Genomic DNA, 19,830 nt, shown 5'->3' with positions numbered 1-19,830 from the left:
CGGCACCGCCTTCCCGCACGCGCGTATGGCAACTGCGCTGGCTGTTGCCTTTCCCGATTCCCGAATCCCGAATCCCGATTCCCGGCAGTCACCCCATGAACATCTCCGCGCCCTTCATCAAGCGCCCGATCGGCACCGCGCTGCTGGCGATCGGTTTGTTCGTGATCGGATTGATGTGCTACCTGCGGCTGGGCGTGGCGGCGTTGCCGAACATCCAGATTCCAGTGATCTTCGTGCACGCCACGCAGTCCGGCGCCGATGCCAGCACCATGGCCTCCACCGTCACCGCACCGCTGGAGCGCCACCTGGGCCAGCTGCCCGGCATCGACCGCATGCGCTCCTCCAGCTCGGAGAGCAGCAGCCTGGTGGTGCTGGTGTTCCAGAGCAATCGCAACATCGATTCGGCCGCGCAGGATGTGCAGACGGCGATCAACTCTTCGCAATCGGACCTGCCGTCCGGGCTCGGCACGCCGATCTATTCGAAAGCCAATCCGAACGACGACCCGGTCATCGCCATCGCGCTGACCTCGGACACGCAATCGGCCGATGAGCTCTACAACGTTGCCGACTCGCTGCTGGCGCAACGGCTGCGCCAGATCACCGGCATCAGTTCGGTCGATATCGCCGGCGCCTCCACGCCGGCGGTCCGCGTGGATGTGGATCTGCGCGCGCTCAACGCGCTGGGCCTGACCCCGGACGATCTGCGCAATGCGGTGCGCGCGGCCAACGTCACCTCGCCGACCGGATTCTTGTCCGACGGCAACACCACCATGGCGATCGTGGCCAACGATTCGGTGTCCAAGGCCGCCGATTTCGCCCAGCTGGCGATCTCCACCCAGTCCAACGGGCGCATCGTGCGGCTGGGCGACGTGGCCACCGTCTACGACGGCCAGCAGGATGCCTATCAAGCGGCCTGGTTCGACGGCAAACCGGCGGTGGTGATGTATGCCTTCACCCGCGCCGGCGCCAACATCGTCGAAACCGTGGACCAGGTGAAGGCGCAGATTCCCGAGCTACGCGCCTACCTGCAGCCCGGCACCAAGCTGACGCCCTACTTCGACCGCACCCCCACCATCCGCGCCTCTCTGCACGAGGTGCAGGCCACGCTGATGATCAGCCTGGTGATGGTGATCCTGACCATGGCGCTGTTCCTGCGCCGCCTGGCGCCGACGTTGATCGCGGCGGTCACCGTGCCGCTGTCGCTGGCCGGCTCGGCGCTGGTGATGTACATACTGGGCTTCACCTTGAACAACCTCAGCCTGCTGGCGCTGGTGATCGCCATTGGCTTTGTGGTCGACGACGCGATCGTGGTGATCGAAAACATCATGCGTCATCTGGACGAAGGCATGCCGCGTCTGGATGCCGCACTGGCCGGTGCGCGCGAGATCGGCTTCACCATCGTGTCGATCACTGCCTCGCTGGTGGCGGTGTTCATTCCGATGCTGTTTGCCAGCGGCATGATCGGCGCGTTCTTCCGCGAGTTCACCGTGACCCTGGTGGCGGCGATCGTGGTGTCGATGCTGGTGTCGCTGACCCTGACGCCGGCGCTGTGCAGCCGCTTTCTGTCCGCGCACACCGAGCCGGAGAAACCTGGCCGTTTTGGCGCCTGGCTGGACCGCATGCACGAGCGCATGCTCGCGGTGTACACGGTGGCGCTGGATTTCTCGCTGCGGCACGCCTTGCTGCTGTCGCTGACGCCGCTGCTGTTGATCGCCGCCACCGTCTTTCTCGGCGGCGCAGTCAAGAAGGGCTCGTTCCCTGCGCAGGACACCGGCCTGATCTGGGGCCGCGCCAATTCCAGCGCCACGGTGTCGTTTGCCGACATGGTCAGCCGCCAGCGCCGCATCACCGACATGCTGATGGCCGACCCGGCGGTGAAGACCGTCGGCGCGCGGCTGGGCTCCGGCCGGCAGGGTTCCAGCGCCTCGTTCAATATCGAATTGAAGAAGCGCGACGAAGGCCGCCGCGACACCACCGCGCAAGTGGTCGCACGCCTGAGCGCCAAGGCCGACCGCTACCCGGATCTGGATCTGCGCCTGCGCGCGATCCAGGACCTGCCCAGCGACGGCGGTGGCGGCACCAGCCAGGGTGCGCAGTACCGCGTTTCGCTGCAGGGCAACGACCTGGCGCAGCTGCAGGAATGGCTGCCCAAACTGCAGGCCGCGTTGAAGAAGAATCCGCGCCTGCGCGATGTCGGCACCGACGTGGATACATCGGGTCTGCGCCAGAACATCGTGATCGACCGCGCCAAGGCCGCGCGCCTGGGCATTTCGGTCGGTGCCATCGATGGCGCGCTGTATGGCGCCTTCGGCCAGCGCTCCATTTCCACCATCTATTCGGATCTCAACCAGTACAGCGTGGTGGTCAATGCACTGCCCTCGCAGACGGCAACGCCCAAGGCGCTGGACCAGGTCTTCGTGCCCAACCGCGCCGGCCTGATGGTGCCGATCACCTCCGTCGCCACCCAGGTGCCCGGGCTGGCGCCGCCGCAGATCGTCCACGAAAACCAGTACACCACGATGGATCTGAGCTACAACCTCGCACCGGGCGTGAGCACCGGCGAGGCGGACCTGATCATCAAGTCCACCGTGGAAGGCTTGCGCATGCCCGACGGCATCCGCCTCAGCGGCGACGACAGCTTCAACGTGCAACTCAGCCCCAACTCGATGGGCGTGTTGCTGCTGGCCGCAGTGCTCACCGTCTACATCGTGTTGGGCATGCTCTACGAGAGCCTGATCCATCCGGTGACCATCCTGTCGACGCTGCCGGCCGCCGGCGTCGGCGCGCTGCTGGCGTTGTTCCTCACCAACACCGAGTTGTCGGTGATCTCGATGATCGCGCTGGTGTTGCTGATCGGCATTGTCAAGAAGAATGCGATCATGATGATCGACTTCGCGCTGGTGGCGCAGCGCGTGCACGGCATGGATGCGCGCGCGGCCGCACGCGAGGCCTCGATCGTGCGCTTCCGCCCGATCATGATGACCACCATGGTGGCGATCCTGGCCGCGGTGCCGCTGGCGGTCGGCCTGGGCGAAGGCTCCGAACTGCGCCGCCCGCTGGGCATCGCGATGATCGGCGGGCTGATCTTCTCGCAGAGCCTGACCCTGCTCAGCACCCCGGCGCTGTACGTGATCTTCTCCTGCCTGAGCGAACGCTGGAAGGCGCGTCGCGCACGTGCGCGTGCACGCCGGGCAGAGCGCGCGGCAGCACGGCGCCCGGCGGCGTCGGCGCACTGAAGCGACGCCGCACACGTGCCGGTCTGCACGGACCGGTGCGTGCCGGCCGGCATGGCGGTTGGCCCGCATCTTTCGCCATCGCTTGCCGCTTGCTGGCATGACGCCGGGGCATCGCTGCTGGCAGCGTATTCAAACGCGGCACGGTGATGCGAGCTGCAAATGCACGCTCGACCTACTTGCTTTCGGCCAGAGCCCAAGTGCTTGACCGCATCCAGACGACGCTGCGACCGGAAGTTCGGCTGTCTTGACGTGTTGGACGGTATGGATGGATCAGGGATGGATCAGTTATCGCGCGACGGGGCTGCAGCTTGGTTGCGGGGCCCTTGCCCGCCTACCATCGCAGGACACGCCGCAAGTACGTCCCTGTAGGCGCTTACGCGGCATCCATGCCGCGTAAGGTCCCGCGACGGTAGGCGGGCAAGGACCTGTCGAGATGGTCGGTGTCCGTGTCTGCAAGCGGGCATGGCATGCGTTGGTCGGATCAGGGTGGGTCCGATCGATCAGCTTCCCGGCACAGGCCGAGCAAGAGTCAGGCCTTCCAGCAAATAACCTGAAAAACGCAGGTAAACGCTCTTTACCCACCGACCAATTTCCTGGTGCGGTGTCCTCGCCGGTTGCGGGACCCTTGGCGGCATGAATGCCGCCAAGGAGCCTCCACGGACGGATTCACGGCGTGTCCCGCAAGCGGTGAGGACACCGCGCGCTCGACTCACTGAGCTTTTGACCTGAGCCGAAGCGCCTGACCGCGTCCAGATGCCGAGACTAGCCAAAACCTCGATTGCTTCTTTGTTCCGATGCTTCAAGGTACGCGCCATCCGAATCCGCAGCAGCGCACATTCTTGCAATGTGGACTGCGTGATCACGACACGTAATACGCGACAAAACCGGCAGACAGCAGGCGTGCAAACGTACGCGCCGCGCCGTGACCGCTACACCAGCAACGCCTGCAGCGACGCCCGCTCCAGCTGCGCGTACAACGCGCACTCATCCTGCACCTGCGCGCCCAGCGCCTGTTCGAAACTGCGCTTGCTCGAATGGGCGGCATAGGCGCGTTGTTCGGCGCCACCGAGATTGGACTGGAAGATGCCGGCCGCGCTCACCGGCAGGAAATCTTCATAGATGATCGGATCGGCACTGAGCAGACCGAGCGCAATCGCGGTTTCTGCCGGCATTGCCGCCACCTGCGCGGGATCGGCACGTCCGGCCTCGGTCAGCGCGTAGCGGAAATAGCCCAGGCCTTCCTGACGCAGCACGGCTTCGTCGTCGGGAAACGCCACGAACGCGGTCTGCAGCCGCGTGGCGTAATCGGTACCGGTGCTGCCCGCGCCATCGCTGTCGCGTGCCTGCGCCAGCAGCGCGTCGTACAGCGCGCGGCCCTTGGGCGTCAGCGCGAGCCCGCGTTGTTCGATCTCGCCGAAGCGCGCGGTATGCGTACCGTGCTCGGCCTGCCCGCTGTCGCCGACAAAGCGCACCGGCTCCTCCAGTGCCTTGAAGCTGGTCTGGCGCAGCAGGATCGGCACCCGACGACGCGGCGGCCCTTCGATCACCGCCTTGGCATCGATGCCGGCGCGCTGCATCTGCGCCTGCGCCGCATCGATATCCAGCGTGCGTGGCGTCAGGTGGTTGATATGCGGCCCGTGGAAACTCACCACGTCGGCGATCAGCTTGTGCGCCTCGCTCAACGCGCGGTAGGTCGGCAGCGACACCGTGGCATCGCCATGCCAGCGGAAGGTTTCCAGCGCTTCGGCCACGAACTGCTGCGCCTGCGCCGCCTCCAGCCCGCCATGGCGCTCGTGCTGTTCGATCAGCTCCAGCGCGGCGGCGGTGAAGATCTGCCGCTGCTCCAGGATCTGCGCCGCCTGCGCCCGCAGCGCGGCGTCTTCGATCAACTCCAGCCGCAGCAACGAGGTGAACACGCGGAACGGATTGACCGACAGCGCCGCCTCGTCGATCGGGCGGAACGCAGTGGAATGCACCGGCACACCCGCCACCGACAAATCGTAATAGCCCACCGGATGCATGCCCATCACCGCAAACAGCCGCCGCAACGTGGCCAGTTCCTGCGCCGTGCCGACGCGGATGGCGCCATGCCGTTCCAGATCCAGCCGCGCGCGTTCGTCGTTGCGTTGCAGGCGCGCGGCCAGGGCGGGATCGGCGCTCAGGGTGTCGGCGTTGACCTGCGCCACCAGCGTCATCAGGTCGCCGTACAACGGCACCTCGGCGCGATACATGTCCGACATCGCCTGCGCGAACAGGCTGCGGATGTGATCGGGGGAGACAAACACGGTATCGCGCATGGGCTGGTCTTGGCAGAGCCGGCCAACGCCGGCGTTGCAGCATTCTCGCCGACCGCACCCTGCGGCGGCCAGCTGCACGGCAGCATGCCGACGCCTGTGTTGGCGCGCAGACAGCCGCGCAGCCGATCGATCACCTCACGGCTTGCCACTGTGCGGGTTCCCACCAGGCGTAAAACGCATCGAGTGGCGGCTGGCGATCCGTGGCGAGCAGTCGTCCGCTGGATGCGGATGGTGGGCAAGCTCGGAACCGTAGCGCACGGCGTGGTCCATGTCGGTCCTAAGCCGACTGCGCCCGTGCGGCCGGGAGCGCAGTCATCTTGTGGGTCGCTCCGAGGATGGCCAACAAGCGAGAGAGGCCGCCAGCCCCGCCCAGGCTCAGGCCGACCTGGCGCGCATCGAACGGCTGGCACGGCTCCGGTGCCACTACCTGCAGCGAGTTGACGCCGAATAGCACGCTGCCGCACCGGTAGCCGACACCACCTTGAGCCGGCAGCCACCGGATCTGCTTGGACGGCGCGCAGGAAACGCAGCGTGCGAGTGGTACACGCCGGTTCCTAGTACCGCCACACCCGCCGGGTGGCTACGCCGCCGGTTTGCCAGCCACTTTAAAGCCCGGCCTGCGCCGCTGCCTCGGCCGCCTCGCTGGCCTGGCGCGCGGCTTCCAGCCGTTGCGCGTGATCGCCGAGCTGGCGTCGCAGCAGCGCGTCCAGGGTGATCGGACGTTCCCAGCGGTCGTAACTGGCGACGATGGCGTGCCGCAGCGCGCGCAGATGCACGGTCTCCGGCGTGACCGACAGCCGCGTGATCACGCCCTCCCAGCCGTCATGATGGTCACGGCTGTAGGCGCGTACCGTGTCGCGGCAGGACAACTGCAGCGTCTGCGCCCAGAAACAGGCGAAATAGATGTCGCCGGCGTGCCAGCCATGCACCTGCAACAATGCCTGCACATAACCGCGCGGGGTGCCGGTGTAGCGCGCAACTTCGCCGATGAAACTGTCCGGGTAGCGCTGCGCGTAGCTGCCCATGTCGGCCAGATGCTGGTCCACCCAGGCATCGCCGGTGCCCGGCGTCACTGCCGGCGCAGCAGCCGGTGCCGCAGCGGCAGGCGCGGATGCCGGCGCAGGCGACGTCTGCGCAACTGCCAGCATCGGCAGCAGCAGCGCACTCAGCAGCGGCAGGGATCGCAACGGCGAGATGAACAGTGAAGGCATGCGCCGATGATGCCGCATGCCCGCGTCGCTGTCAGGCCGAGCGCTTCCACCACCGACACAGGTGGCGCGCGGTCAGCGCGCCAGCCGCGTGGGATGCCCCGAGTCGGAACGGATGCATGACGCCGGACCGCCACGAGCATTCGCATGTCTGGCGCGCGCACAGCGGCGCCGGCCGCGCTCAGCGCAGATCGTAAAAACCGCCGTAGTGCACTTCGCGGCAGCCGCTGAGATCGCAGGCACCCACATAGCCCGGGCCGATGTAACGCTGCCGCGCATCGCGATTGTGCGGGCTGCTATAAGGGTCCGGGCCATACAGACCATTGCCGTAATAGATCTGGCCGTAGGGGCGGTTGCGCGACGCGCCCAGCCGCAGCCCGGCGCCATACCCGAGGTATCCGCGGGCGTCGCCGCCATAGGGGCCGTAGCGCTCGCCCGAATACCCGTCGGCAGCAAACACGCTGCTGCGCTCACGCCGGTCCGGCCGGGTCTGCAAGGTCGCAACACTCTGGCCCTGGGCATCCACATAACCCTGCTCGCGGTCGAAGCGCACCATGCGGAAATACACCAGCTCCCCCGCGTCCCGACGCGTACGCAGGCGGACATAGTTGCCGCCATCGTCGTAGTAAGGCTGACCGTCGCGAAAGATCACTTCGCTCGGGTTGATGACTTCTTCTTCGAGCTCGGCAGCCGCTAGCGACGGCGCGCCGCCTGACAGACCCAGCAATGCGGCCAGGCTGACACGGCAGGTAAACGACAACATGCGCATCGGTGATCCCTCCTAGTCGGCCAGGCATTCACGCCTGACCGGAAACGTCCTGTTGCTGGGCGCCGCCGGTTGCGCCGGCAGATCCAGGTCGCGGCGCTGGCCGCGACGGAAGTCAGCTTAGCGCGTGCTGCCGGGCCACTGCATCCAGCGCATGCACTGCCGCCGGCCAGCCGGCGGCGTCGGGCACTTCGCGCATGCGCGGCTCGTCGGCAGACACGCCATGCTCCTGCTCGTGCGCCCAGGTCACCGCGTACGGGGTGTAGATCCCCCAGCCGCCGATGGCCAGCACCGGCTCCACGTCCGAGCGCAAGGAATTGCCGATCATCACAAAGCGCTGCGCCGGCAGGTCGAACTCGGCCAGCACGCGCGCATAGGTCTGGGGATCCTTTTCGGACACCACCTCCACGCGCGGAAACAGATCGGCCAGACCGGATTGCTCGATCTTCTGCTCCTGATGGAACAGGTCGCCCTTGGTGATCAGCACCACCGCATAGTCGGCGGCAATTGCGCTGACCGCCTCGCGCACGCCGGCAATCACCTCCACCGGGTGCTGCAGCGTGGCGCGGCCGATCTCGACGATGCGCTGGATATCGCGTGCGGCGATGCGCGCCTGCGTCAGTTCGATGGCCGTCTCGATCATCGACAGCGTCATGCCCTTAGCGCCGTAGCCGAATACCTTGAGATTGCGCCGCTCCACCGCCAGCAGGTGCTGCTGCATGCGGGTATCGCCCAGATCCAGGTAATCGGCCAGGATCGCTTCGAAATCCGCTTCGGCAGTGCGGTAATAGTCCTCGCTTTTCCAGAGGGTATCGTCGCCGTCGAAGCCGACCAGTTGGATCGCCTGGCCGTCGCGCTGTGCAGAAGAGGTCATCGTGCCAGTTTAGCAGCGCACTGGAGCGCTGCTGCGGTCAATCCCCCGCGGCGTCGCCCGGACCGGGCTGGTAGCTGGCGAATTCGTCGCGCGACAGGCGCCCATCGCCATTGCTGTCGAAGCCGGCAAAATTCTCGCGCAGGACGGGGTCCGCGCCGGCTTCGGCTACGGTCAATGAGCCGTCGGCGTCGCTGTCCAGGCTGCGGAAGGTCCGTGGCGCCAACGTGCCGGCCTGCGGCGCCAGTGCGGCCTCCGCACCGCCTTTGGCAGCCGATGGCGCTGCAGCGTCGGCCGGCAGCAAGGGCGTGGTGGCAGGCGGTGGTGGGTCGATCGGCAACGGCGCCATTGCCGGTGTTGCCGTCCCTGTGGTGGAGGTCGCACGCGACGGGTTGGCTGGCGGCAACTCCGGCGGCGCCGCGAGCGCCCACAGTGGACTCGACAGGCCGACCAGCATGGCGATACGCAGCAGCATGAAAATGTGCCGAAGGGACGAGCGGGCAAATCTAGCGCGGCGCACGTAAAGAAAACGGGAGCGACCCTGACAGATCGCTCCCGCGTGTCCATCCTGTTACGTGGTCATGCTGCTACTTGCTGATCAGGAGCATCCACAAGGCGATGCCACGGATCAACCGACAACACTGCTCAAACGACTGCGATTGCGAAAGCTGCCTCCTGATGTCGAAAAAACATGTCGGCAAACGAACTCACTACCGTGCGACCTACTACCTCAGTTGCCTTGCGACCCACTACCCGCTGCGCCGCCCTGCTGCTTGGCGACAAACGCCTTGTATTCGTCCGGGGTCAGCTTGCCGTTCTTGTCGGAATCGGCGTCATTGAAGATCTGCGCGAGCCCGGCATTGACCTGGGCTTCCTGTGTGCTGATGGCGCCGTCGCTGTCGGTGTCGACGCTTGCCCAGGTCTGACCGCCGCCGGACTGCGCAGGCTGTGCCGCAGTGGTGGCAGAGCTTCCCGACTGGGCCGACGTCGCGGCGGCATCCTGCTGCGTACTCTGCGCCATGGCCGGCAGCGCCAGAGCGGCGGCAAGAGCGGCGGTGGCGGCGAGCAGCGAGGTGCGGTTGCGATTCTTCATTGGGTGGTCTCCTTGGCTTGGGAATGCGCGGTGTCGCCGCACATGGCCCCACCTTACCCAGCGCGAATGAACGCAAAACCCGCCGCAATTTCGCGCAAAACATCCTCTTAACCACGCGTCGGACGTTTGCGCCTAGCCATCTGTTAGACATCGGTGAGCCAAACAGAAGCAGCTCATTCAATGCGTCGAAATATGCGAACCGTGCCGCATTTCATAACGTAAATTTACGCATTCGGTGCCTCGTCATCCCAGCTTCCGGAGCTGAACAGTTTCCAACCCACCACCACACCGGCGATCGCCCCGGCCACTTCCAGGATCACCCGCGATCCCAATTCGTTGGGATCGTGGATCTTGGCCAATGCCAGGCGCGCGTACAGCGGCGACTCCAGCCGCACGATGCTGGTGTAGACGAGATTCCAGATGTCGTAGCCGCCGCCAATGACGACCGCGAGCAGACAGGCAATACCCAGCGTGTGCCCATGGGTGAAGTGCAGACGCCGGCCGATGTGCTCGACCCCGGCGAAGACCAGCACACCCAGCACCAACGCGATCAGGCCAGCCTCCAGCGAACCGAGCAGACCGAAGTGCAGGGGCAGATTCATCGTGACGATCCAGGCAGCAGGCGCACCAGTCTAGCGGTTGCGGGTGACGGATCCCGGCCGGGGCCGCAAGCGCAGGCGCTTACGCGAATGAGGATCGGCCTAGCGCTACGAGTGCCCGATGCTGCGGCGCGCCGCGCTCACGCATCGTCCTGCCCGCGCGCACTCACCTGCGCCTCGCCTTCTTCATCCCATTGCACGCTGACCGAGATCGGCTTGCAGCACACCTGACAATCTTCGATGTAATGCTGGTCGCCGCCGGTCAGATCCAGCGTCAGGGTGATCCACTCCCCGCAATACGGGCAGGCGATATCGATAAAGCGTTCCGGGTCGGACATGACAATTCCTTGCAGCAGCCTGGGGTGATGCACAACATGGACAGCACGGCGGCCGGAGTCACCGCCTGCGGCGCAGTCGCTCAGTTGACCGGCACATCGAACGCGGTATCCGGCATTGGCTCGGGGCGGAAGGTGAAATGCCACCACTCCATCGGATAGTTGGCAAATCCCTCCGCCGCCATGGCACGCAACAGCTGCTGGCGGTGGGCACGCTGGGCAGGACTGATGTCGCGCGCATCGGTATGCGCACGCGCATCGAAGAAATCGAAGTGAGTGCCCATCGCCACCGGCTGGCACGGGCCCTGCCGGCAATCGAGCAAGCCCAGGTCCAGCGTTGCGCCACGGCTATGCCCCGAAGTCTCGGCAATGTAGTCGCCCAACAGCGCGCGCTTATCCACACGCGGGTAGTACTGCGCCTTGGTCGACTGATCCTGCAGATCCGCAGCCCAGGCCACGAACGCCTGCACCGCGCGCACCGGCCGGTAGCAGTCGAACACCTGCAGTCGATATCCCTGGGCCTTGAGCGACCGCGCCACCCGCGCCAGCGCCTCCGCTGCCGGACGCAACAAATAGCACGTGGGCGCCTCATACCCCGGCACCACGCGCCCGGTGAAGTTGTTGCTGCCCGCATAACGCATGTCCACCGCAATCTCCGGCGCAAGGCCCTGCACATTGACCAGACCGGCTTGTGCGGCGGTTGTTGCCGAAGAGACATGCACCTCGGCAGCTGCGGCAACCAACGGCACCACCGCGATCGACAGCAGTGCATGACAGACCGCTCCCCGAACCCGCCGACGCAATGTCCGTATCGACCTGATTTGCCTCATCGTTTTTTTCCCTTGTAATCAATGGGGACATTGCACATCAGGCATCACGCCCGAATCGGGTCGCCAGGATGGCGCAGGCGAACGCGACCACGATGCACTTATGAGCCTTCGCTCTCAAGCTGCTTGGCCGTAACTGGCACGCTGAGTGGTCGCAGCGACCCGGTCAACGCATGCAGGATGCGCAAATCCTCGGCATCCAGCGTGCGGGCGTCGCTGCCGCGGTAGTGATGATGAAATGCCTGTAGCGTGGCGGCGGGATCGTCGAGGCTGTAGCCGAGCAGGGCCAGCGCCTGCCAGGGATCGAAGCCTGCCGGCGCGGCGGGGGCATCGGCGGCAGGCCAGCGGCCGAAGCCGGCGTCGGCCAGGCGCTTCCACGGAAACAGCGGGCCGGGATCGTTCTTGCGGGTCGGGGCCACGTCTTCATGCCCGACGATCTGCGTGCGCGGAATGCGCAGACGGGTGCACAGGTCGTCCAGCAGCACCAGCAGGCTGTCGATCTGGGCGGGCGCGAACGGCTCGCTGCCGTCGTTGTCCAGTTCGATGCCGATCGAGGCGGAATTGATGTCGGTGATGGTGCCCCATCGCCCGGCGCCGCCATGCCAGGCGCGCTGGTCGTCGCTGACCAGTTGATAGCGCGCGCCATCCTCGCCGATCAGATAGTGCGCACTGACCCGGCCGCCGCTATTGCGCCCGCGCAGCGTGCCCAGGCTCTGCGGCACCGATTGCTGGTCGGTGAAGTGCAGCACGATCAGGATCGGCCGCCGCGCGTCGTAGTTGGGCGAGGGCACCCACTGGGCCAGCGGGTTGCGCTGCGGCGCATGCGCGCACGCCCCCAGTGACAGCACCACCAGGCACAGCGCGGCGCGGAGCCAGGACGATGGCGACAGCGTGGGAGCAGATGACATCGGATTCTCCTGGCAAAACGGCTAGGGCTTGCGCTGTACCAGCACCCTGATGGGCCGCGCAGGCGATGCGCCCATTATCTGCCGTGCGGGGCGATGGCGTGCAGCACGCGGCTGCGGCCGGTGGCAGACAGACTGCACGTGTGCAGAGACCGACAGACCTTACGGCGCCGCTGCGCCATGCGACACGCACCGGCGATACTTGCGCATGCGTACACTACAAGCCGGCGCGGTCTGCGCAGGTCCGCGCGCCTGCGGTCGTGATTGCCTGTAAAAAGCCTCGCCAGTCGCTGCATCCATTAAGAGCCCTTTTCATGCCACTGTCGCGCCGCCTGCTGACGTTGTTGCTGCTGGTCACTGGACTGTCCTGCGTTGCCGCTGCGGCAACGCCTGCCAGCCCGATACCGCACACGGCACCGTTGGCGGCCAGCGATGCGCAGCTGACCGCCGACTACTGGATCCAGCGCGCTGGCAACACGCAGACGCTGCACATGACTGCCGCACAGATCGCCGGCTTCAATGCGCGTTTGCTGCGTGACGATGGCTCCATGCACGACCTGTCGCAGCTGGCCGAGGTGCTGCCGGCGGCCGAGGTGCGCGCGCGCATCGAAACACTGTCGGCCATGCCGACGCGTGCGTTATACGACAGCGAAGGTCGCAGCATCGATGCCTCGCGCCTTGCGACGCTGCGCCACGCCCTGGCACTGGATGCACTGCCCGCACAGGTCACGCCACGGTTCGCACTGGTGGTGCAGCGCGCGGCTCTGCGCACCTTCCCCACCGCACAACGCGTGTTCAGCACCACCGACGACCACGATATCGACCGCTTCCAGGAATCGGCGCTCTACCCCGGCACACCGGTGGCGGTGCTGCACACCAGCGCCGATGGTGCATGGCACTTTGTGCTTGCGGCCAACTATGCGGCCTGGATCGCTGCCGACCGGCTTGCCGTGGGCACGCGTGAGGAGGTGCTGGACTATGCACAACGCCGCCCACGGCTGGTGGTCACCGGGGCACGCGTGCAAAGCGCCTACACCCCGGAGGTACCCGCCATCTCCGCACTGGCGCTGGACATGGGCACCAGCGTGCCGCTGCTTCGCGACTGGCCGCCGCAGCAGCCGGTCAACGGGCAGTTGCCGCAGGCTGCCCGTGTCGTGCAGCTGCCGCTGCGCAACAGCGATGGTCGCTTGCAGCTGGTGCCGGCACTGATCCCGCGCAGTGCCGACGTGCGCGTAGGCCCGCTGCCGGCCACGCCTGCAGCGTTGTTGCAGCAGGCGTTCAAATTTCTCGGCGAACGCTATGGCTGGGGCAACGATTACGGTGCGCGCGACTGCAGCGGTTTCGTGCTGGATGTGTATCGCAGCCTGGGCATCGCATTGCCGCGCAATACCGGCGATCAGGCACGCAGCCCGGCACTGCTGAGCGTTCCGTTCCAGGCGCAGGCCGCACTGCCGCAGCGCCTGCAACAACTTGCCCGGCTGCAGGTCGGCGACCTGATCTATATCCCCGGTCATGTGATGCTGGTGATTGGACACGAGCACGGCGCGCCATGGGTGATCCATGATGTGGCCGGCGCCAGTTATCGCGACGCAGCCGGCAACGTGCAGCGCGCGCGCTTGAACGGTGTGTCGGTGACGCCGCTGCTGCCACTGCTCGCCAACGACGGCACACCGTTCGTCGACCACATCACCCGCATCCAACGCATCGCACCGATTGGCTCGCCATGAAGATCACCGGCTTTCGCCTCGGCATGCTGCGCGTGCCATTGAAGACCCCGTTCAAGACAGCAGTGCGTACCGTGCAGGCGATCGAGGACGTGGTGGTGCTGCTGCAGACCGACAGCGGCCACATCGGCTATGGCGCAGCGCCGGCCACCGCCCCGATCACGGGCGATACGCACGGCTCCATCATCGCTGCGATCCAGCATTGCATCGGGCCGACGTTGATCGGCCAGGACGTGGCCGATCTCAACCGGCTATGCGCGCTGGTGCAACACGCGCTGGAGCGCAACACCAGCGCCAAGGCAGCAGTGGAGATCGCGCTCTACGACCTGTGGGCGCAGGCCCTGGGCACCCCGCTCTACCGTGCGCTCGGCGGCGGCACGCCGCGCATCACCACCGACATCACCATCAGCGTCGATAGCATCGACGTGATGGTGGCGCAGGCGCAATCCGCGCTCACGCGCGGCTATCGGTCGCTGAAGATCAAGGTCGGCAAGGACAGCGGCTCGGACCTCGAGCGGATCACGGCGATACATGCCGCTGTCGCTGGTCGCGCATCGCTGCGCCTGGATGCCAACCAGGGCTGGACACCCAAACAGGCGGTGCGCACCATGCGCACGCTGGAACACGCCGGCATCGTGATGGAACTGGTGGAGCAGCCCGTCAAGGCCGCGGACATCGACGGGCTGGCGTTTGTCACCGCGCGGATCGACACACCGGTGATGGCCGACGAAAGCGTGTTCTCGCCGGTCCAGGTGATCGACCTTATCCAGCGCCGTGCCGCCGATATCGTCAACATCAAACTGATGAAGACCGGCGGGCTATCCGACGCAATCCGCATTGCCGATATCGCTGGCTTGTACGGCGTGCCCTGCATGATCGGCTGCATGATCGAATCCAGCATCAGCGTGGCTGCGGCAGTGCATCTGGCGGTGGCCAAGGCCGACAGCATCACCCTGGCGGATCTGGATGCGCCCGCGCTCGGGCAGTTCGATCCCACCGAGGGCGGCGTGCACTTCGACGATGCCCAGATCCATATCGACGAGTCGCCCGGCCTGGGCATCCGCCGCATCCACGGGCTGGAGCTCCTGCCGGCTTAACAGAACCTCTAAAATCTGCTGAAATAGGGCTTTTGGTCACATGTCGTTCCCTGCCGGAGTCGATGGACTGAACCTGCGCCGCTAAATGAAAAGAACTATGCGGACAGCCCGACCGGGGAAATAATCGGAGAATCCAGATGGATCTGTGCACAACGTTGTTGCCGAAAACCCTTACTTTCATCACCACGTACCGATGCACTGCAGCCTGCACGCAGTGCTGTTTTGAAAGCAGCCCCAAGGTCAAAGGACGGCTTGGTCGCGACGAGATGATTCGGGCACTTCACGATGTAAAAAATCGCTTTAAGGGCAGCTCTAAAAACCCCCGATCCTTGGCATCATAGTTCCACCGCCATCCAGGGTAAGAGCCGATGATCAGTCTGTTTGCCGGGGCCGAGCGCGAAGCCAAGCGCCAGCAGTTGAGCGATCCGCTGGAGCTGCTGTCGCGGCACATCGATTTCGTCGCGATCGCGGCGGTGATCGATGGCCACCTTCGCCTGGGCACGGGTGCCAAGGGCGGTCGCCCGGCGTGGCCGACGGAGCTGATGATCCGGCTGCTGCTGTTGCAGCAGTTGTACAACCTGTCCGACGAGGCGCTGGAGTACCAGGTGCTGGACCGTCGCAGCTTCCAGCGCTTCCTGGGGTTGGAACACAGCGGCAAGGTGCCTGACGCCAAGACGATCTGGGTGTGGCGTGAGCGGCTCAAGAAGAACGATCTGATCGGCGACATCAGCGCGGCGGTGAGCGGCCAGTTGCAGCGGGCCGGGTTCATTGCCCGGGGTGGACAGATCATTGATGCGAGCATCGTCAGCGCGCCGATCCAGCGCAATACGCGCGAGGAGAACGCCCGGATCAAGCGAGGCGAGGCTGTGCAGGACTGGAGCGATGCCAAGCGGCGGCAGAAGGACGTGCAGGCGCGCTGGACGCTCAAGCACGGCAAGGCCCATTACGGCTACAAGCTGCACGCCAACACGGATCGGCGCTGGGGGTTCATCCGGCGGCACGAGGTGAGTGCGGCCAACGTGCACGACAGCCGGCACTTCGAGACGCTGCTCGATCCAGTCAACACCGGGCGCACGGTACGGGCCGACAGCGCCTATGCCAGCCAGGCTCGGGAAACCGAACTCAGGCGACAAGGCTACCGCGCGGACATCCAGCACAAGGGGCAGACGGACAAGCCGCTGAGCCTGGCCCAGCAGCGTCGGAACCATCGCATCGCCAAGGATCGGGCGTTCGGCGAGCATCCGTTTGCCCGACTCGCCCAACAGGGAGGCAAATGCCTGCGCACGATTGGCCTGGCGCGAGCCCAGGTGGTGATCGGCCTGAAGGTTGCCGCACACAACCTGATGAGGCTGGCGCGGCTGCAGAGCCAGGGGATCGTGCCGGCGTGAGCGGAAACGGCGGCTGACAGGCCGCAATCCGGGTTTGAAATGCCATGGGTCGGCTCTTCGCGCCCCTTCGACCGGCAGGTGCGAGGGGGGCCTGTCGCCTTACCGAACATCTCAAACGGCAGAATCGAGGTTGTTCGAGGTGCCCTTAAAACGTCAGTAGGGTCTCCAGGCCGCATTGGTCCAGGCGCGATGCCTCACCACTTCTGCGCATGCAGTCACCCGGACAGCGAACGTCGTGCATTGCTTGCACCATGCCCACCGATCATCTCGACACGTCCTTGCCCGCTCACCGTCGCGGGACCTTACGCGGCATGGATGCCGCGTAAGAGCCTACAAGGACGTACTTGCGGCGTGTCCCGCGAGGGTGGGCGGGCAAGGGCCATGCAACCATGCCCCAGATCAGCCGCTCTGCAACCAGCTCAGCCACAGAGGCCAAGTCTCCCAGAACACCAAAACACACTCGCCAACCGTTATAAGCCCCGCCAAACAGTCGCACAAACCAGGCGCGCGCATGCGGCACACGGCCACATTGCTGAGTACAGTAGCGACATGATGGTGCGCCCGACGCGGCACCAAAGCAGCGTACTGTCTCCGTCAACCGTGTATCGACCCCAGACTTGTCCCCGCTCGACCATTCCCCCGGAGCCTGCATGCGCCTTGCCACCTTGTTTCGATCCGCCGTGCTGTTGGCGCTGGCGAGCTGCAGCAGCGTTGCCGTCGCTGCCGGGCCGATCGATGCCTTGAATCAAGCGCGCGCGTTGATCGTGGTGACCACGCCGGACTGGGACAGCACCCAGGCGCGCCTGCAGACATTCACCCGTGTGGACGGCCACTGGCAACCGGCCGCACCGGGCTTCGCAGTCGCGCTCGGGCGGCATGGCAGTGCCTGGGACGATGGCTTGCATCCGGCGCAGGCACAAGGCCCGCAGAAGCGCGAAGGCGACGGCCGCAGCCCGGCCGGTGTATTCGCGATCGGCCCGGCCTTCGGTTACGCCCAGCAGATCGACAGCGCCATGCCGTACCAGGCGATGAGCGCCACCCACTACTGCATGGATGTGCCGAGTTCGCCGCTGTACAACCGCATCGTCGATGCGGCGCAGGTCGGTAAGGCTGCAGTGGCCGGGTCGACCGAACCGATGCGCCTGGACCTGCAACATTCCGGCGATGCGCGTTACAGCGAGGGCTTCGTGATCGCCCACAATCCCGATGCGGTTCCCGGGCGCGGCAGCTGCATCTTCGCCCATCTGTGGCGCACGCCGGGCCAGTTCACCGCCGGCTGCACCGCGATGGCGCCGGCCGATATGCAACGCCTGCTGGCCTGGTTGAAGCCCGACGACAAACCGCTGTTCGTGCTGTTGCCACGTGCCGAATACGCACGCCTGCAAGCCCAGTGGCAGTTGCCCGAATTGAAGGAGGCGGCACGATGACCACCCCGGCTCCTGCACCCGATTCCACTGGCCTGGTCCGCGTGGTCAGCCGCTGGCAGATCGTCGGCTTGTCGATCAATGATGTCATCGGCAGCGGTATCTATCTGCTGCCCGCGGCCACCGCGGCACTGCTGGGGCCGATGAGCCTGTGGGCGGTGATGCTGGCCGGTCTGGCGGTGGCGTTGCTGGTGTTGTGCTACGCGCAGGCGGCCAGCTATTTCGACACGCCGGGCGGCAGTTACCTGTACACGCGTGAGGCGTTCGGCCCGTTTGTCGGCTTTCAGATCGGCTGGATGATCTGGCTCACGCGCATCAGTTCGGCAGCGGCATTGAGCAACGGCCTGGCCGATGCGGTGGCGCGGTTCTGGCCGACCGTGGCAACCGATCACTGGGCGCGCTTGCTGGTGGTCGTCGGTTCCCTGGGCCTGCTCACCGCCATCAACGTGATCGGCGTGAAATCGGCGGCGCGTACCGGCATCGCGCTGGTGATCGGCAAGCTGGTGCCATTGCTGCTGTTCGTGGCAATTGGCCTGTTCTACGTGGACTGGTCGTGGGCCTTTGCCGGCACCACGCCGGATCTGCGCGACCTGGGCAATCTGGGCGAAGCGGCCTTGCTGCTGCTGTTTGCCTATGCAGGCTTTGAGAACATTCCTGCGGCCGCGGGCGAATATCGCAACCCACGCCGCGACGTGCCCTTTGCGCTGATCACCATGATCGTGACCGTCACCTTGATCTACGCCGCGGTCCAGGTCGTCGCACAGGGCACGCTGCCCAATCTTGCCGCCTCGCCCACGCCATTGGCCGATGCCGCAAGCCGTTTCGGCGGCGAGGCGCTGGCGCTGATCCTCACCGTGGGTGCCACCATTTCCATCCTCGGCACCACCAGCAATACGGTCATGCTCGGGCCGCGTTTTCTGTTCGCGCTGGCACAGGATGGCTACGGCCCCGCATTCCTGGCACGTGTGCATCCGCGCTTCCACACCCCGGCTGCGGCAGTGCTGACCCAGGGCGTGCTGTCGCTGGCGCTGGCGTTGTCTGGCTCGTTTACGCAGCTGGCATTGCTGTCGATGGTCACGCGGCTGTTCGCCTATATCGGTACCGCTGCGGCAGTGATCGTGCTGGCGCGTCGCTACCGGCAACGCACCGACACCTTGCGCCTGCCTGGCGGGCCGGCCATTCCCATCGCAGCGCTGCTGCTGTCGCTGGGTCTGCTCGCCAGCGCCAGCTGGCAGAACCTGGCGGCCGCCGGGGTGGCATTGCTTGTGGGCTGGCTGATTTACCTGTTTCCGCGCAAGCCCGCATAGCGGTTTTCGCAGGACGCTCGCACAGCGATCACGCACGACTAACCGTGCTCGCCCAAGGCTGCAGCTCTCACCTGCATGGGAGCTTGCGATGAAACTGCGCCGTGTCTACAGCACGCCCGATATCGAGAGTGCGCAACGCGTCATGCAGGCCGCACGCAGCGCCGGCATCGACAACGATGCGCTGTCCTTGATTGCCCGTTCGGATATTGAACTGGAAGGCATTCCCGACGAGCGCAAGGATGCGAAGACGGATTTTCTCCCTGCTGCAGCGCGCGGCGCCGCCACGGGTGGCGCTGCGGGCCTGGTCGCCGGGCTGGTCGCCATCGCCGTGCCTCCGATCGGCCTCACCATCGCCGGCGCCGGCGTCATGGCACTGGCAGGCGCCCTGGTCGGCACCTGGTCGTCTGCACTGATCGGCGCCACCGTCCCCGATCCGGTCCGCCGCCAATTCGAGGACGAAATCCAGGCAGGGCGCGTCCTGGTCATCATCGACGCCGACGAGCCCTCGCTGCAGCATGCTGAAGCCAGCCTGCGTGCCGCCGGCGCTACGCCGCTACCGTACGAGGCAGCATCGGCAGCGACGTGATGCGCACCGACACCGGATGAATTGCTGGGCGCAGCGCACCGTATTGCGCAAGGGCGCACCAGAGAGCGTTACCAAGTGCAGCATGCCTTGATGTCCTCCTCACCTGCCCTGGCAACGGATTTAACACCCGCGCGCCTAGGTTAGGGCGCACATTCAACACGGAGACG

17 protein-coding genes and 1 pseudogene are annotated in these 19,830 nt (G+C 65.8%); 7 read left to right on the top strand and 11 right to left on the bottom strand.

Features of this window, described 5'->3' with window-relative positions; translation table 11 throughout:
- Positions 1 to 95 precede the first annotated feature (95 nt).
- Positions 96 to 3,236, top strand: coding sequence for an efflux RND transporter permease subunit (locus XARJCFBP2528_RS15155; protein ID WP_016903153.1), 3,141 nt, complete (start codon positions 96 to 98; stop codon positions 3,234 to 3,236).
- Between the two features lie 929 nt (positions 3,237 to 4,165).
- Here the strand turns inward: XARJCFBP2528_RS15155 and hglS are convergent.
- The 11 genes and pseudogenes from hglS to XARJCFBP2528_RS15105 all read right to left on the bottom strand — a co-directional run bounded on the left by hglS (position 4,166) and on the right by XARJCFBP2528_RS15105 (position 12,140).
- A complete protein-coding gene (gene hglS, locus XARJCFBP2528_RS15150; RefSeq protein ID WP_016903154.1) occupies positions 4,166 to 5,533 on the bottom strand; it encodes a 2-oxoadipate dioxygenase/decarboxylase HglS in 1,368 nt (455 codons plus the stop codon).
- Positions 5,534 to 5,876: 343 nt separating this feature from the next.
- Positions 5,877 to 6,014, bottom strand: a pseudogene (locus tag XARJCFBP2528_RS23510) (beta-ketoacyl-[acyl-carrier-protein] synthase II); the annotation flags it as partial.
- A 124-nt stretch (positions 6,015 to 6,138) separates the two neighbouring features.
- Entirely contained in the window at positions 6,139 to 6,762 is a 624-nt protein-coding gene (locus XARJCFBP2528_RS15145) for a hypothetical protein (protein WP_047124854.1), read from the bottom strand.
- 160 nt (positions 6,763 to 6,922) lie between these two features.
- The gene (locus XARJCFBP2528_RS15140) at positions 6,923 to 7,510 is read right to left on the bottom strand and encodes a hypothetical protein (protein WP_016903157.1); all 588 of its coding nucleotides are present in this window, start codon (positions 7,508 to 7,510) and stop codon (positions 6,923 to 6,925) included.
- Positions 7,511 to 7,622: 112 nt separating this feature from the next.
- Entirely contained in the window at positions 7,623 to 8,381 is a 759-nt protein-coding gene (locus tag XARJCFBP2528_RS15135) for an HAD family hydrolase (RefSeq protein ID WP_016903158.1), read from the bottom strand.
- A gap of 37 nt (positions 8,382 to 8,418) precedes the next feature.
- Positions 8,419 to 8,853, bottom strand: coding sequence for an EF-hand domain-containing protein (locus tag XARJCFBP2528_RS15130; protein WP_016903159.1), 435 nt, complete (start codon positions 8,851 to 8,853; stop codon positions 8,419 to 8,421).
- A gap of 255 nt (positions 8,854 to 9,108) precedes the next feature.
- Positions 9,109 to 9,471: an EF-hand domain-containing protein gene (locus tag XARJCFBP2528_RS15125; protein WP_016903160.1), complete on the bottom strand. Its 363-nt coding sequence runs from the start codon at positions 9,469 to 9,471 to the stop codon at positions 9,109 to 9,111.
- A gap of 224 nt (positions 9,472 to 9,695) precedes the next feature.
- Positions 9,696 to 10,073: a hypothetical protein gene (locus XARJCFBP2528_RS15120; protein WP_016903161.1), complete on the bottom strand. Its 378-nt coding sequence runs from the start codon at positions 10,071 to 10,073 to the stop codon at positions 9,696 to 9,698.
- A gap of 137 nt (positions 10,074 to 10,210) precedes the next feature.
- The gene (locus XARJCFBP2528_RS15115; RefSeq protein ID WP_016903162.1) at positions 10,211 to 10,408 is read right to left on the bottom strand and encodes a CPXCG motif-containing cysteine-rich protein; all 198 of its coding nucleotides are present in this window, start codon (positions 10,406 to 10,408) and stop codon (positions 10,211 to 10,213) included.
- An 80-nt stretch (positions 10,409 to 10,488) separates the two neighbouring features.
- On the bottom strand, positions 10,489 to 11,235 hold the full coding sequence (locus XARJCFBP2528_RS15110; protein WP_080591356.1) for a M15 family metallopeptidase: 747 nt from the start codon (positions 11,233 to 11,235) through the stop codon (positions 10,489 to 10,491).
- A 98-nt stretch (positions 11,236 to 11,333) separates the two neighbouring features.
- Positions 11,334 to 12,140, bottom strand: coding sequence for an N-acetylmuramoyl-L-alanine amidase (locus tag XARJCFBP2528_RS15105; RefSeq protein WP_047124853.1), 807 nt, complete (start codon positions 12,138 to 12,140; stop codon positions 11,334 to 11,336).
- A 311-nt stretch (positions 12,141 to 12,451) separates the two neighbouring features.
- Between XARJCFBP2528_RS15105 and XARJCFBP2528_RS15100 the strand changes: the two genes are divergently transcribed.
- From XARJCFBP2528_RS15100 to XARJCFBP2528_RS15075, 6 genes are all read left to right on the top strand, one after another.
- Complete coding sequence (locus tag XARJCFBP2528_RS15100; RefSeq protein ID WP_016905007.1) at positions 12,452 to 13,864, top strand: SH3 domain-containing protein; 1,413 nt, start codon at positions 12,452 to 12,454, stop codon at positions 13,862 to 13,864.
- A complete protein-coding gene (locus XARJCFBP2528_RS15095; RefSeq protein WP_016905006.1) occupies positions 13,861 to 14,958 on the top strand; it encodes a dipeptide epimerase in 1,098 nt (365 codons plus the stop codon). The genes XARJCFBP2528_RS15100 and XARJCFBP2528_RS15095 overlap by 4 nt, the downstream gene beginning before the upstream one ends.
- A gap of 368 nt (positions 14,959 to 15,326) precedes the next feature.
- Entirely contained in the window at positions 15,327 to 16,346 is a 1,020-nt protein-coding gene (locus XARJCFBP2528_RS15090; RefSeq protein WP_047124271.1) for an IS5 family transposase, read from the top strand.
- A 650-nt stretch (positions 16,347 to 16,996) separates the two neighbouring features.
- The gene (locus XARJCFBP2528_RS15085) at positions 16,997 to 17,773 is read left to right on the top strand and encodes a L,D-transpeptidase family protein (protein WP_047124852.1); all 777 of its coding nucleotides are present in this window, start codon (positions 16,997 to 16,999) and stop codon (positions 17,771 to 17,773) included.
- Positions 17,770 to 19,077, top strand: coding sequence for an APC family permease (locus XARJCFBP2528_RS15080; RefSeq protein WP_016902824.1), 1,308 nt, complete (start codon positions 17,770 to 17,772; stop codon positions 19,075 to 19,077). Before XARJCFBP2528_RS15085 ends, XARJCFBP2528_RS15080 begins: the two co-directional genes overlap by 4 nt.
- Before the next feature lie 88 nt (positions 19,078 to 19,165).
- Entirely contained in the window at positions 19,166 to 19,663 is a 498-nt protein-coding gene (locus XARJCFBP2528_RS15075) for a hypothetical protein (protein ID WP_016902823.1), read from the top strand.
- The last annotated feature ends 167 nt before the right edge of the window (positions 19,664 to 19,830 follow it).

It is taken from the genome of Xanthomonas arboricola pv. juglandis (genome assembly GCF_001013475.1).
Classification (GTDB): Bacteria; Pseudomonadota; Gammaproteobacteria; order Xanthomonadales; family Xanthomonadaceae; genus Xanthomonas; species Xanthomonas arboricola.
Note: the sequence above shows the minus strand (reverse complement) of the source record. Positions and strands in the feature narration are given on the sequence as shown.